This window comes from Lysobacter stagni, assembly GCF_030053425.1.
Lineage (GTDB): Bacteria > Pseudomonadota > Gammaproteobacteria > Xanthomonadales > Xanthomonadaceae > Lysobacter_J > Lysobacter_J stagni.
The window spans coordinates 2,173,638-2,187,870 of record NZ_JASGBI010000001.1 but is presented as its reverse complement, the minus strand read 5'-3'; the positions used below and the strand labels follow the sequence as shown (position 1 = coordinate 2,187,870).

At 67.8% G+C, this 14,233-nt stretch carries 12 protein-coding genes; 9 read left to right on the top strand and 3 right to left on the bottom strand.

Annotation, left to right across the window (positions count from 1 at the left end; all coding sequences use genetic code 11):
* The first annotated feature begins 147 nt into the window (after positions 1 to 147).
* Complete coding sequence (locus tag QLQ15_RS10205; RefSeq protein WP_283212682.1) at positions 148 to 1,467, top strand: metal-dependent hydrolase family protein; 1,320 nt, start codon at positions 148 to 150, stop codon at positions 1,465 to 1,467.
* A gap of 25 nt (positions 1,468 to 1,492) precedes the next feature.
* Here the strand turns inward: QLQ15_RS10205 and QLQ15_RS10200 are convergent, their stop codons facing one another.
* On the bottom strand, positions 1,493 to 2,095 hold the full coding sequence (locus QLQ15_RS10200) for a DUF998 domain-containing protein (protein ID WP_283212681.1): 603 nt from the start codon (positions 2,093 to 2,095) through the stop codon (positions 1,493 to 1,495).
* 91 nt (positions 2,096 to 2,186) lie between these two features.
* Between QLQ15_RS10200 and trxA the strand changes: the two genes are divergently transcribed.
* The 5 genes from trxA (at position 2,187) to QLQ15_RS10175 (ending at position 7,394) form a co-directional block, all read left to right on the top strand.
* Positions 2,187 to 3,059 (top strand): thioredoxin, encoded by an 873-nt coding sequence (trxA, locus tag QLQ15_RS10195; RefSeq protein WP_283212680.1) that lies wholly within the window; start codon positions 2,187 to 2,189, stop codon positions 3,057 to 3,059.
* An 85-nt stretch (positions 3,060 to 3,144) separates the two neighbouring features.
* On the top strand, positions 3,145 to 3,630 hold the full coding sequence (locus QLQ15_RS10190) for a DUF4442 domain-containing protein (RefSeq protein WP_283212679.1): 486 nt from the start codon (positions 3,145 to 3,147) through the stop codon (positions 3,628 to 3,630).
* A gap of 148 nt (positions 3,631 to 3,778) precedes the next feature.
* Complete coding sequence (locus QLQ15_RS10185) at positions 3,779 to 5,785, top strand: bifunctional serine/threonine-protein kinase/formylglycine-generating enzyme family protein (RefSeq protein ID WP_283212678.1); 2,007 nt, start codon at positions 3,779 to 3,781, stop codon at positions 5,783 to 5,785.
* 81 nt (positions 5,786 to 5,866) lie between these two features.
* Positions 5,867 to 6,559: a DUF502 domain-containing protein gene (locus QLQ15_RS10180; RefSeq protein WP_283212677.1), complete on the top strand. Its 693-nt coding sequence runs from the start codon at positions 5,867 to 5,869 to the stop codon at positions 6,557 to 6,559.
* Positions 6,560 to 6,620: 61 nt separating this feature from the next.
* The gene (locus QLQ15_RS10175; protein WP_283213991.1) at positions 6,621 to 7,394 is read left to right on the top strand and encodes a queuosine precursor transporter; all 774 of its coding nucleotides are present in this window, start codon (positions 6,621 to 6,623) and stop codon (positions 7,392 to 7,394) included.
* A 3-nt stretch (positions 7,395 to 7,397) separates the two neighbouring features.
* Here the strand turns inward: QLQ15_RS10175 and QLQ15_RS10170 are convergent, their stop codons facing one another.
* Together QLQ15_RS10170 and QLQ15_RS10165 are read right to left on the bottom strand one after the other, a co-directional pair.
* Positions 7,398 to 8,153 carry a LytR/AlgR family response regulator transcription factor gene (locus QLQ15_RS10170; RefSeq protein WP_283212676.1) on the bottom strand — a complete coding sequence of 252 codons (756 nt, stop codon included), beginning with the start codon at positions 8,151 to 8,153 and terminating at the stop codon, positions 7,398 to 7,400.
* Positions 8,150 to 9,217 carry a sensor histidine kinase gene (locus QLQ15_RS10165; protein ID WP_283212675.1) on the bottom strand — a complete coding sequence of 356 codons (1,068 nt, stop codon included), beginning with the start codon at positions 9,215 to 9,217 and terminating at the stop codon, positions 8,150 to 8,152. Before QLQ15_RS10165 ends, QLQ15_RS10170 begins: the two co-directional genes overlap by 4 nt.
* Positions 9,218 to 9,431: 214 nt before the next feature.
* On the opposite strand from QLQ15_RS10165, the gene QLQ15_RS10160 reads away from it, so the two are divergent.
* The 3 genes from QLQ15_RS10160 (at position 9,432) to QLQ15_RS10150 (ending at position 14,231) form a co-directional block, all read left to right on the top strand.
* On the top strand, positions 9,432 to 11,258 hold the full coding sequence (locus QLQ15_RS10160) for a DUF885 domain-containing protein (protein WP_283212674.1): 1,827 nt from the start codon (positions 9,432 to 9,434) through the stop codon (positions 11,256 to 11,258).
* Positions 11,259 to 11,372: 114 nt separating this feature from the next.
* Positions 11,373 to 13,190 (top strand): DUF885 domain-containing protein, encoded by a 1,818-nt coding sequence (locus QLQ15_RS10155; RefSeq protein WP_283212673.1) that lies wholly within the window; start codon positions 11,373 to 11,375, stop codon positions 13,188 to 13,190.
* A gap of 273 nt (positions 13,191 to 13,463) precedes the next feature.
* Positions 13,464 to 14,231, top strand: coding sequence for a murein L,D-transpeptidase catalytic domain family protein (locus QLQ15_RS10150; protein ID WP_283212672.1), 768 nt, complete (start codon positions 13,464 to 13,466; stop codon positions 14,229 to 14,231).
* Positions 14,232 to 14,233 lie beyond the last annotated feature (2 nt).

Sequence of the window (14,233 nt, the reverse complement as noted above, 5' to 3'; positions counted from 1 at the left end):
CGGAAAGACCGTCAAGCCTACCGCAGCGCAACATCCCCCGCCATGCAGGCCTTGTCGTGGCCGTTCTGCGCGCCGCATCGCGCCGTCCCGGGGCGCGCCTGTGCTTCAATCCGGCGTTCCAGGGGACCGATCAACGGGGAGTCGTACGTGCGCAATCCGCTCTGCCTTGCCTTGCTGGCCGTATTGGCCGGCCTTTCCACCGCCCATGCCGCCGAAACCGCCGCGCCTGCCGGCGAACTCCAGGCCCTGCAATGCGGCCAGGTGTTCGACTCCCGCACCGGCAAGCTCGCCGGCCCGCAAACGCTGCTGGTCCGCCAGGGGAAAATCGAGCGCGTCGTCAGCGGTGGAGCGGCCGAACTGGCCGGTGCCACGGCGGTCGACCTGAGCGGCCACACCTGCATGCCCGGCTGGACCGACCTGCACGTGCACCTGGGCAGCGAATCGAGCCCGCAGAGTTACTCGGAAGGCTTCCGGCTGGACGAGGTCGACTTCGCCTTCCGCTCCGTCGGATTCGCGAAGAAAACCCTGATGGCCGGATTCACCAGCGTGCGCGACCTGGGCGGTGAAGTCAGTCCGCACCTGCGCGATGCGATCAACCAGGGCCTGGTCGATGGGCCGCGCATCTGGGCGGCGGGCAAGTCCATCGCCACCACCGGCGGCCATGCCGATCCCACCAATGGCTACAACGACGCGCTCTCGCACCTGATCGGCCCGCCCGGCCCGACCGAAGGCGTCATCAACTCCATCGACGATGCCCGCCAGGCCGTGCGCCAGCGTTACAAGGAAGGCAGCGACGTCATCAAGATCACCGCCACCGGCGGCGTGCTGTCGTACGCGAAGTCCGGCGACGCGCCGCAGTTCACCGTCGAGGAGGTGAAGGCCATCGTCGACACCGCCAAGGACTACGGCTACCGCGTCGCCGCGCACGCACACGGCGATGAAGGCATCCGGCGTGCGGTGCTCGGCGGCGTGACCTCCATCGAGCACGGCACGTACATGTCGCCGGAAACTATGTCGCTGATGAAGCAGAAGGGCACGTGGTACGTGCCGACGATCTATGCCGGCCGCTTCGTCGCCGACAAGGCCAAGATCGACGGTTACTTCCCCGACGTGGTTCGCCCGAAAGCGCAGCGCATCGGCGCGCTGATCCAGGACACCGCGGCGCGCGCGTACAAGAACGGCGTGAAGATCGCCTTCGGCACGGACATGGGCGTGGGGCCGCACGGCGACAACGCACGCGAATTCATCTACATGGTCGAGGCCGGTATCCCGGCGCCGGTCGCCTTGCAGGCGGCAACCATCCGCGCCGCCGAAGTGCTGGGTGTGGACGACCAGGGCGTGATCGAGGCCGGCAAGCGCGCCGACATCGTCGCGGTTCCCGGCAATCCGCTGGAAGACATCAACCAGGTGATGAAGGTCGACTTCGTGATGAAGGACGGCAAGATCTACCGCAGCCCGGGGCGCTGAGCGCCCACATGCGCGTCGCGCCGGCTCAACGTCGGCGCGATGCCAGCACCACGCAGGCCAGCCACAGCAGCAGCACGACCCGCTGCGCCCAGGGGCCGGGCATCCACCGGCTGGCGACCACGTTCAGCGCGATGGCAAGCACGCCCGCCGCGGCCAGCGCGAAACCGGTGCCACGCCATGCTCCGTTGCTGCGCACTCCGATTCCGAACAGCACACCGCCCACGGCGAACGACAGCCACCACAGCATCCACGCCGTCGCATGGCGCTGGCTGACCGCGCCGTCCAGATCGTTCGGGTCCAGCGGCCAGATGCCCTGCGCGGTGAAGGCCAGCGCGCCGATGACCAGCAGCCACACGCCGATCGCGCCCATGCGCCCCGCGCTGGCGGGCAGCCGGTCGCGCAGACGCGCGAACGTCCACGCAGCCAGCAATCCGGGCACGACGAAGCCGAGCAGGTTGTACGCCGCGGCGCGCTCGACGCCGTGCGCGCCCAACAGGGCCAGCGGATGCTGCGTGTGCGAAAAGCCCGGCAGCGCGGCGGAGAATCCGAGCGCGGCCAGCACGCAGCACGCGGCGGCGATCCAGCCGGCGTAGCGGTCGAGCATCGCGGGGAATCCCGGTCGATTCATGCCGGCATGCTAGCGTGACCGCCGCCCGCGCGCTTGCCCCGCGACCGCGCCGTCCCCATGTCCCGTGCAACGACGAAATGAGTTCCCGCCGATGACCGACCAGAACGCCGACACCGCCCACGTCTTCGACGCCACCGCCGACACCTTCGAGACCGAGGTGCTGCAGAAATCCCTGCAGACGCCGGTGCTGATCGATTTCTGGGCCGAATGGTGCGGCCCCTGCAAGACGCTGGGCCCGATCCTGGAGAAGCTGGCGGCCGACTACCACGGCGCGTTCCGCCTGGCCAAGGTCGATGTCGACAAGGAGCCGCAGCTGGCCGGCGCGTTCCAGGTGCGCTCGATTCCGACGGTGTTCCTGGTGAAGGACGGCCAGCTGGTCGATGGCTTCCCCGGCGCGCTGCCGGAAGGCCAGATCCGCGAGTTCCTGAAGCACCACGGCATCGAACCGGCCGCGAACGAGCCCGAAGCACCGGCCGAAACGGCTGTCCCGCTGGACCCGCACGCGGAGGTGATCCGCCTGCGCACTGAATCCGCCGCGGCCCCGGACAACGCCGAACTCAAGCTGGAACTGGCACTGGCCCTGCTGCGCACCGGCGCAGCCACGGAAGCCGAACAGTTGCTCGACGCCCTGCCCGCCAACCTCGCTACCGACGACCGCGCCCAGCGCGCCCGTTCGCGCCTGGGTTTCGCGACGCTGCTGAAGGACGCGCCGGCGCCGGAAGTGCTGCAGGCAGCCATCGCCAGCAATCCCGACGACCTGCGCGCCCGCCACCTGCTGGGCACGTTGCATATCGTCGATGGCGACGCCGAGGCGGGCCTGGAGCAGTTCCTGGAAATGCTGCGCCGCGACCGCGGTTACGCCGACGGTCTGCCGCGCAAGGCCCTCATCGACGCCTTCCGCGTGGTCGAGGACGAGGATCTGGTGGGACGCTACCGCCGCAAGATGTCCTCGCTGCTGTTCTGATTCTGGCGCCCGGCCTCGGCCGGGCTACCACAGTACGCATCCGTATGGCAGGCTGGGCGCCCTCCCGCCCCACGCCTCCCCCCGCATGAAAGCCAGCACCCTGCGCCGCGGCCTGAACCTCTGGCCGCCGTTCCTGTTCAGCGGCATCCACGTCACCGCCATCGCCGACGACTACCGCCATGCGCACGTCGAGCTGCGCATGCGCCCCTGGAACCGCAACTACGTCGGCACGCATTTCGGCGGCAGCCTGTTCGCGATGACCGACCCGTTCTGGATGCTGCTGGCCATGAAGGCGCTGGGTAGCGAATTCTGGGTCTGGGACAAGGCCGGCACGATCGATTTCGTGAAGCCGGGACGCGGCACCGTACGTGCGGACTTCCGCCTGCGCGAGGACGTACTCGACGAACTGCGCGCCGCTACCGCGAACGGCGAGAAGGCATTGCGATGGTTCGACACCGATGTCATCGACGAAAACGGGGACGTTGTCGCCAAGGTTCGCAAGCAGCTTTACGTGCGGCGCAAACCGGCGCATCGCGACGCCGACGGCAACGGCGAGAACGGCCAAAACTGACGGAAAACTGGACCTTTCCGACAAAAACTGACCCTGCGCGTCATCACGCCGAACGAACACGTCGATTCACATCGTGTATGTGATGAGCATGTCGTGAGGTTTCGCCTCTCTCGGCGTATGCTCCCTCTTCGCGACAGGGGGCGCCGCGATGTCCGGGTCTGCATCCAACAACGACAACGCATCGCCATTGCCGGAGATCACGGGGTATCGACTGCACCGCGTGATCAACCACGGTGGCATGTCGACCGTGTATCTGGGCCACCAGATCGCGTTGTCGCGCGAAGTCGCCATCAAGGTGATGCTGCCCGTCGCGCTGGCCGATGAAGTCAGTCGTCGCCGCTTCGAAAACGAAGTGCGCACCATCGCGCGGCTGGAACATCCCAACATCGTCGGCATCCACGAAGTCGGTCGCACGCACGAAGGGCTGCCGTACTACGCGATGCCGTTCCTTCCGCGCGGCCATCTGGGCCAGCGCGATCTGAGCAAGGACGAACCCCGCGCGATCGAGATCGCGATGACGTTGCTGTCCGCGCTGGAGTACGCGCATTCGCGCGGCGTCGTGCATCGCGACGTGAAAGCCGAGAACGTGCTGTTCGACGAAGGCGAGCGCGTGTTGCTGGCCGACTTCGGCATCGCGCTGCGCCGTGGCTTCGGCCCTCGCGTCACCACGGCTGGCCTGGCTGTCGGCAGCACCGCGTACATGGCGCCCGAACAGGCGCGTGGCGAGGACGTCGATGGACGCGCCGATCTCTACAGCATGGGCGTGCTGTTCTGGGAAATGCTCACCGGTCGCCTGCCGTTCGAGGCGTCCGACGCGCTGTCGATGGCGGTGATGCACGCGCAGGATCCGATTCCGAAACTGCCGCACCACCTGCGTCACTGGCAGCGATTCATGAATCGCGCACTGACCAAGCAGGCCGCGCACCGGTTCCAGGATGCGGCGCAGATGGCCGATGCGATCCGTTCGGTGCAGCAGCGCAAGCCGTGGTCGCCGGCGGTGGAAGTGCTCCAACGCCTGCGTCCGTCGCCGCGCTGGGCGATGCCGGTGTGGGCCACGCTGGGCGTCACCGCCGTCACGCTGGTGGTGCTCGGCTTCAGCCTGGGGCACGACGAGGACGACGAGCGCCCGGCGCCGGCACCGATGATGTCCACCGCGCCCAATGCCACGCCGGTCGTCGATCCCACGGCTGCGATGCTGCAGCCGCTGCCCGAAGCACCGCTGCAGCGCGCGCTGGAGCTTGCACGCCAGCAGATCGCGCGCGGCCGCCTCACCGAGCCGCCGGACGCCAACGCCTTCGACAGCGTGCTGCTGGCCTGGCATACCGACAGCACGCACCCGGACGTGGCCAAGGCCATCGACGATCTGACGCGCGTGTTCGGCGAACAGATCGTGCGCGCCGTGAAGGACGGCCGCGACGAGCACGCGCGCGAGCTCGGCAGCCGCGCGACCGCGCTGGGGCAACAGACCGGAACCGCGGGCTCGCCCGCCCAGCAGCAGTTGCGCGAACAGGTCGGCAAGGCGCTCGACGCGCGACTGCAGCTCGCCGTTCGCCGCCGCGATGGCTCCGACGTGCAACGCATCACCGCGCTGGCCGCCGCGCTGCAACTGCCGCGTCCGCTCGACGCGCGACTGCTTGCGCGGGCGAAGGATCTGCCGAAGGGTCTGGCGCGCGGCGCCACGCTCGATGCCGTCTCGCAGGCCAGCGCCAAGGTCAGCGTGGCACTCACGCCGCGCCCGGTCAGCCGCCGCGAGTACGCGCGCTTCGCCGTGGCCAACGGCCGCGACCCGTCGCTGTGCCGCGAACGCGCGTCGATCCTGCGCGTGATCGATCCACGCGACTGGCAGTCGCCCGGATTCCGCCAGGGCGAGAACGACCCGGTCGTGTGCATCTCCATGGAAGACGCGCAGGCCTATGCGCAGTGGTACAGCGCGCAGACCGGCCGCCGCTATCGCCTGCCCAGCCACGAAGAGATCGCACAGCTGCCGGCCGAGATCGACGGTCGCGCAGTGTCGATGTGGCTGCGCGACTGCGGGCGCAATTGCCAGCAACGCCAGGTCGCGGGCGAATCCTGGCGCAGCCAGGAGGGGCAGCGCACGCTGCTGGCCGCGCGCGGCTACGACGACGTGGGCTTCCGCCTCGTCCGCGAGCGTTGAGCGGCCGACCCGGCCATCCATGACCGGTCCCGCGTGGCAATGCCGCGCAAGCGGCCTGCCTCACGCTCTACAATCCGCCGCATGTCGACCTCCCCCGCTCCCGCCCCCCGGCCCGCTCCCGCGCGGCCGAGTCTCCAGAAACTCTTCCTCACCGGCCTGCTGACCCTGCTGCCCATCTGGCTCACCTGGGTGGTGGTGAAGTTCGTGTTCGTGCTGTTGTCGGACATCAGCCAACCGTTCATCACGCCGCTTCTGCAGAACCTGGCGTCGTCGTACCCCTCGCTCGCGTGGCTGACCGAACCGTGGGTGCGCACGGTGATGGCGATGCTGGCCACCGTCGCGGTGATCCTGTTTTCCGGCGTGATGGCCCGGCGCGTGTTCGGCCAGCGCCTGCTGCGCTGGTTCGAGGCGTTGATCCAGCGCATTCCGCTGGCCAGCACCATCTACTCCAGCGCGCGCCAATTGCTGGACATCCTGCAGACCAAGCCCGACGGCACGCAGCGCGTGGTGCTGGTGGACTTCCCGCACAAGGAGATGAAGTCCATCGGCTTCGTCACCCGCGTCATCCGCGAACACGGAACCGGCCGCGAGCTCGCGGCGGTGTACGTGCCGACCACGCCGAACCCGACCTCCGGCTACCTGGAGATCGTGCCGGTGGAGAAGATCACGCCCACCGACTGGACCGTCGACCAGGCGATGAGCTTCATCATCTCCGGTGGCGCCGTCGCGCCCGACAGCATTCCATTCTCGCCACCCGGCAGCCACGCGCCGTAAGCCACGTGTATCCACAGGGGAAACGCGCGTGAGCGAAACCACTGCCTCCGCCTCCGGTTCCATCCAGCCCGCGGGCACGATCAACGATCGCGCCGTGCGGCTGTTCATCGTGCTGGGCGCGTTCTTCTGCGTGAACGCGGTGCTCGCCGAGTTCATCGGCGTCAAGATCTTCGCTCTGGAAGACACGCTCGGCATCGCGCCGCTGCACTGGAACCTGTTCGGCCAGACCGGCTCGCTCAGCTTCACCGCCGGCACGCTACTGTGGCCGGTGGTGTTCCTGATGACCGATGTCATCAACGAGTTCTTCGGCCGTCGCGGCGTGCGCATGATTTCCTGGCTCGCTGCCGGCCTTATCGTCTACGGCTTTGTGTTCGCGTTCGCGGCCATCGAGATCGTGCCGGCGGCGTGGTGGGTCAAGGCAGCCCAGTCGCAGGGCGTGGCCGACTACCAGGCGGCGTTCGCCGCGGTGTTCGGACAGGGGCTGTGGACCATCGCCGGGTCGCTGGTCGCCTTCATGCTCGGGCAGCTGATCGACGTGGCCGTGTTCCACCGCATCCGCAGCGTGACCGGCGAGAAGCACGTATGGCTGCGCGCGACCGGTTCCACTGCGGTGTCGCAGCTGGTCGACAGTTTCGTGGTGCTCTACATCGCCTTCGTGCTGGGCCCGCAGAAGTGGCCGACGTCGCTGTTCCTGGCGGTGAGCACGGTCAACTATGCGTACAAGATGCTCGCCGCGGTCGCGCTGATCCCGATGATCTACCTGGTGCGCGTGGCCATCACACGTTACCTGGGCGAGGCGCGCGCGCGCGAACTGCGCGAACACGCCGCCGCCTGAGGCTCACCCCACGCTGCCCAAACCCAGCGCCGCGCGCAGGCGGTCGCGATAGCTGGCGCCGGTGCCCAGGCGCAGGCCGCTGTGCAAGCGCACGACGTAGCGGCCGGGTTCAAGCGTCTCGATGTCGCGGATCGCACCCAGCCGCACCAGCCGCGAACGATGCACGCGCATGAACCGTTGCGGGTCTAGGCGCGCTTCGATGCCCGCCATCGTGTCGCGCAGCCGGTAACGCTGTTCGCCCACGTACAGTTCGACGTAGTTGGACTGGGCCAGCACGCAGTCGATCTCATCCACGGGCAGCAGGCGCAGGCGCGTGCCCTCCGGCACGGCCAGGCGCTCGACATAGCCGTCCGGCGAGACAATGGGCACGTCGTGACGCGGGCTCTCCATGCCCAGGTGGCGGCGCACGCGATCCAGGGATTCACGCAGCCGCTCCATCGAGAACGGCTTGAGCAGGTAGTCGGTGGCGTCCGCGTCGAACGCGCGCAACGCGTGCTCGGCATGCGCGGTGACGAACACCACGCACGGCCTCGCCGCGGGTGGCAAGGCGTCCAGTACGCCGAAGCCGTTCAGCGCGGGCATGCGCACGTCGAGGAAGACGACCTGCGGCCGCACGCGCCGTATCGCCGCCACCGCGGCGTCGCCGTCGGCGCACTCGGCAAGCACGTCCACGTCCTGCGTCTGTCCGAGCAGGCGGCACAGCCGCGCGCGCGACATCGTTTCGTCGTCGGCCACCACGGCGCGCAGTCGTTCCGTCACGGAGTGGCTCCCGCGGGCCGGTAAGGCAGGTCCAGACGCACCAGCGTACCGCCGGTCACCAGCGCGACGATCTCCAGCAGGTGGTCGGCGCCGTACAGGCAGGACAGCCGCGCACGCGTGTTGCGCAGGCCGATGCCGGAACCACGCGAGGTGCGTTGCGGGCCGCCGTCGTCGCGCACTTCCAGGATCAACCGGTCCTGCGCACGTTCGGCACGCACGCTGACCTCGCCGGGCGTGGTGCGCACCGCCACCGCGTGGTGGATGGCGTTCTCCACCAGAGGTTGCAGCACCAGATGCGGTACGCGTGCGTCGAGCGATCCGGAATCGATGCCCCAGTGCACGCGCAGGCGTTCGCCCAGGCGCATCTTCTCGATGCCCAGGTAATGGTCCAGCGCGACCAGCTCGTCGCGCAGCGCGACTTCCTGGTGGTCGGACGCACCCAGGCTGTGGCGCAGCAACGCGCCCAGGTCGACCAGCATGCGGTCGGCCGCTTCCGCATCGCGGTGCACCATCTCGGCGATGGAGTTGAGTGCGTTGAACAGGAAATGCGGGTTGAGCTGCGCCGACAGCGCCTCGAGCCGGGCCTGTGCCAGGCGCGATTCCAGCTCGATGGCCTGGCGTTCGCGGTGTTGCGCGCGTTCGGCGTAGACCAGCGCATGCGCCACGCCGACGATCATCCACGCCATCAACAGGTTGTTGAGCACGCTGGTGGCCAGCACCGACTGGAACGACGGCAGGTGCGCGTACCAGCCCACCCAGCCGTTGAGCACCATCACCGCCAGGGCGCGCACGAAGATCGCCATCACCACGGCCGCGCCCTGCAGCGCCACCGCACGCAGTGCGCGGCCGCGCTCGATGGGGTAGCGATCGACGCACCAGAACAGGGCCAGCGTGATGGGCACCCACAACAGGGCGCTGGAGAGTTCCAGCCGCAGCACCTGCATCGCGTCGAGCCATTGCCCGGTGGCGTCACGCATGTTCAGGACCTGGCCGGTCCATACCAGGCCGTTCACGGTCCACCAGCCCAGCACCAGCAGGATCAGCAACATCGGTCGATTACGCATGGTCGGGATGCTGGCCTGAGGCCCGCGCACTTGCAATCGCGCACGGCCCGTTCATCCCTCGATCCGCTCGATTGGTCCCCGCTCGATATCGGCCGGCCCTGCGACGGTTCACGCGCAGGAAGTGGACCGGCGACGCATCGCGCATGACCTTCGGCCCATGCCGGGCCCGGGTGGCCGGGCGAGCCTTCGGGATCGCCCGCCACTGACCGAACCCATGCTCCGAGCCCTGCGTCCCTCGCTTCGCCTTCCGCTCGCCATCGCCCTGGCCCTGTCCGCCACCGTGGCCCTGCCGGGACATACCGCAGGGGCGCCCGCCGTCGCAACGGCCACGCAGGCCGCCAAGGCCGAACGGCTCAACGCGATGTACGAGCAGTACTGGGAAGAACTGCTGAAGTTGAACCCGCTGCAGGCCACCTTCCAGGGCGACAACCGCTACAACGACCAGCTGCCCAACACGCTGTCGGCGCAGTACCGCAAGCAGTTGCACGACTTCAACACGCGCTGGCTCAAGTCGGTGAAGGGCGTTGGCCCGGACGGGCTGGATGGCCAGGCACTGCTGAGCTACGAGATCTTCGTGCGCGACCGTGAGAAGTCGCTGGAATCCGAGCGCTTCCCGACGTGGCAGCAGCCGATCAACCAGTTCTACAACCTGGCCGCGACCGTCACGCAGCTGGGTTCGGGCACGGGCGCGCAGCCGTTCAAGACCGTGCAGGACTACGAGAACTGGCGCAAGCGCGCCTCGCAGGTCCCGGCGCTGTTCGACCAGGCCATCGCCAACTCGCGCGAAGGCGTGAAGCACGGCGTGGTGCAGCCGCGTGCGCTCATGGAGAAAGTGATCCCGCAGCTCGACGCGCTGATCAAGGACCAGGCGGACCAGACCCTGTTCTGGGGTCCGGTCACGAACTTCCCGGCCTCGTTCAACGATGCCGACAAGCAGCGCCTGACGGCCGAGTACCGCACGATGATCCAGGGCGAGCTGATGCCCGCCTACCGCAAGCTGCGCGGTTTCATCGTCGATGAGTACCTGCCGAAGACGCGCGCCACGTCCGGCATGGGCGCGCTGCCCGATGGCCAGGCGTGGTACGCGTTCAATGCGCGCAACTCCACCACCACCAACCTCACCCCGGCGCAGATCCACCAGATCGGCCTGGACGAGGTGACGCGCATCCACGGCCAGATCGGCGAGGTCATGAAGCAGGTCGGCTTCAAGGGCTCGATGAAGGAGTTCTTCCACTTCATGCAGACCGATCCGCGCTTCACCTTCGCGGACGAACCGGCACTGCTGGCGTACTACCGCGGCCTGGAAGCGAAGATCAACCAGAAGATCCCGGAGCAGTTCTCGCTGACGCCGAAGGCGCCGTTCGAGATCCGCCCGGTCGAGCCGTTCCGCGCGCAGTCCGCCGCAGGCGGCTCGTACATGCGGCCCAGCGGCGACGGTTCGCGCCCGGGCATCTTCTACGTGAACACCTACGACCTGCCCACCCGCAAGACCTGGGACGCGGAAGACCTGTACCTGCACGAGGCGATCCCGGGCCATCACTTCCAGCTCGCGCTGCAGCAGGAACTGACCAACCTGCCGAAGTTCCGTCGCTTCGGCAGCGAGACCGCCTTCAGCGAGGGCTGGGGCCTGTATGCCGAATCGCTGGGGCGCGACGTGGGCGTGTACACCGATCCGTACTCGTACTTCGGCTACCTGCAGAACGAACTGTGGCGCGCGATCCGCCTGGTCGTGGATACCGGCCTGCACAGCAAGGGCTGGACGCGCGAACAGGTCATCGCCTACATGCTCGACAACTCCGCCGAAAGCGAAACGCAATCCACCGCCGAAGCCGAGCGCTACATGGCCATTCCGGGCCAGGCGCTGGCGTACAAGATGGGCGAGCTGAAGATCAAGGAACTGCGCGCACGCGCCGAGAAGGCGCTGGGCACGAAGTTCGACGTGCGCGAGTTCCATGCCGAAGTGCTGCGCGACGGCTCGGTTCCGCTGGAGATCCTCGAAGGCAAGATCGACCGCTGGATCGCGACGAAGAAGAACGCCTGACCCGACATGTCCGGTTGCCGCGGCGCGTGAGCGCCGCTGGCACCCGGACCGCCCACTGCGTACCCTCACCCGATCCGTCGCCAGCGACGGATCCAAGACCACCAGGAGAACCCCATGCAGCTTCGCCCGCTCCTGCTTGCCCTCGCCGTGTCCGCGGCGATCGCCGGCTGCTCCAAACCCGCCACCGACACCGCCACCGCGGAGAAGCCCGCCGCCACGCAGACCGCGCAGGCCAAGGCGGAGCAGCTCAACAAGCTGTACACCGATTTCTGGGAAGACACCCTCAAGCGCAATCCGGTGCTGGCCACCTTCACCGGCGACACGCGCTTCAACGCCGACCTGCCGGATTTCGGTTCGCAGCAGTATCGCGATGAATCCAAGAAGGCCGCGCAGGACTGGCTGGCCAAGGCCGAGGCCATCGGTTCCGACGGCCTGACCGGGCAGGACCTGCTGAACTACGAGATCTTCACCAAGGACGCGAAGGACCAGATCGAATCCTTCCAGTTCCCGGGCTGGATGACGCCGGTGAACCAGATGGACAGCACCGCCAGCCTGGCCGTGCAGTTCGGTTCGGGCGGTGGCGCTCAGCCGTTCAAGACGGTGCAGGACTACGACAACTGGCTCAAGCGCGGCGCGCGCATCCCGGTGCTGTTCGACACCGAGATCGACAACATGAAGCAGGGCATCGCGGCGGGCGTCGTCCAGCCGAAGGTGCTGATGGAGAAGGTGGTCCCGCAGCTGGATGCGCTGATCAAGGACAAGCCGGAAGACACGCTGTTCTGGGGCCCGATCACCAACCTGCCCAAGGACTTCAGCGACGCCGACAAGAAGCGCCTGACGGACGCGTACCGCGCGATGATCGCCGATCAGCTGATGCCGGCGTACAAGAAGCTGCGCGCCTTCATCAATGACGAGTACCTGCCCAAGACGCGCGACACCGTCGGCCTGGACAAGCTGCCCAACGGCGCCGCGTGGTACGCCTTCAACGCCAAGCAGAGCACCACCACCGACCTGACCCCGGCGCAGATCCACCAGATCGGCCTGGACGAAGTCGCGCGCATCCACGGCGAGATGCAGAAGGTGATCGAACAGGTCGGCTTCAAGGGCACGCTGCAGGACTTCTTCAAGTACGTGCAGACGGACAAGAAGTTCGAGTTCAAGAGCCAGGACGAACTGCTCAAGTACTACCGCGGCCTGGAAGCGAAGATCAACGAGAAGATCCCGACGCAGTTCTCGGTGATCCCGAAGTCGCCGTTCGAGATCCGTCCGGTCGAGCCGTTCCGCGAGAAGTCCGCGGCCGGCGGCCAGTACTACCCGCCGAGCGAGGACGGCTCGCGTCCGGGCATCTTCTACGTCAACACCTACGACCTGCCCTCGCGCAAGATCTGGGACGCGGAAGACCTGTACCTGCATGAGGCGATCCCGGGCCACCACTTCCAGATCGCGACGCAGATCGAGCTGAAGGACATGCCGGCGTTCCGCCGCTGGAGCATCCAGAGCGCGTTCGCCGAAGGCTGGGGCCTGTACGCCGAATCGCTGGGCAAGGATCTGGGCGTGTACACCGATCCGTATTCCTACTTCGGCTACCTGCAGAACGAGCTGTGGCGCGCGATCCGTCTGGTCACCGACACCGGCCTGCACAGCAAGGGCTGGACGCGCGACCAGGTCATCGCCTACATGAAGGAGAACTCGGCGGTCAGCGACACCACCGCCGTGGCCGAAGCCGAGCGCTATGTCGCGTGGCCGGGCCAGGCGCTGGCGTACAAGATCGGCGAGCTGAAGATCAAGGAACTTCGCGCCAAGGCGGAGAAGGAACTGGGTCCGAAGTTCGACATCCGTCAGTTCCACGAAGAAGTGCTGAAGGACGGCGCCGTGCCGCTGGCCGTGCTGCAGCAGAAGGTCGACCGCTGGATCGAGTCGAAGAAGGGCTGATCCACCGGAGCCATGGCTCCGTCGTGACGCGAAACCGGGCCCCTTGCGGGCCCGGTTTCTTTTTGGGTCGGTCTCCGGGCGCTCCCAGGGCGGGCCATGAGCCGGAACGGTTGATCCGCGGCGGCTGGCCAACCTGAACGGAATCGGGCCCTCCCTTGACCCGGCCGCGGTTTGACCGCATATCGCTGTTTCCTGCGCCCTGCGGTCCGATCGGTTCCGGGTGCCCTCTCCTCGCCGGTGGCCTTCCAGCCCCGTCCCGGACCGGTAGTCCCGATGCCCACCGCACTTCGTTTCACCGTCGCCTTTGCCGCCCTGCTCTGCGCCCCTGCGATCACCCACGCGGATCGCCCCGGGCCGACGTCCGTCATCCGCCTGCCCGCGGTCGATGCCGTGTTCGGCACGAAGCTGGCGCTCTCACAGCTGGCACCGAGCGCCAACCCCAAGGTTCTGGAACTGGCCATGGCCGCCATGTCCTGCGCGCAGGCGAGCGGCGTTGGCGTCGATGCGCGGCGCCTGGCGGTGATCGACTACAGCCGCCCGTCGCTGGTTCCGAGACTGTGGGTGTTCGACATGGCCGCCGGAAAACTCCTGTACGAAGAGGTCGTCGCCCATGGCCAGGGCTCGGGCGACAACTTCGCCACGCGCTTCTCGAACGACGACGGCAGCCACCAGTCGAGCCTGGGCCTGTTCGTCACCGCCGACACCTACACCGGCCGCAACGGCTACTCGCTGCGCATGAAAGGCCTGGAGCCGGGCGTCAACGATGCCGCCATGGCGCGCGCGATCGTCATGCACGGCGCGCCGTACGTCGATCCGCAGCGCGGCAAGGCGATGGGCCGACTGGGCCGCAGCTGGGGATGCCCTGCGGTGCGCAGCACCGTGGCACGCCCGATGATCGATCTGCTCAAGGGCGGCCAGTTCGTTTTCTCGTACTACCCGGATCAGGCATGGCTGGCGCGTTCGGCGCTGCTCAACTGCCCCGCCGCGCACAGGGGTGCGCTTGCCCGGACAACGCCAGCGCGTGGCATTTCATCGGGCTGATC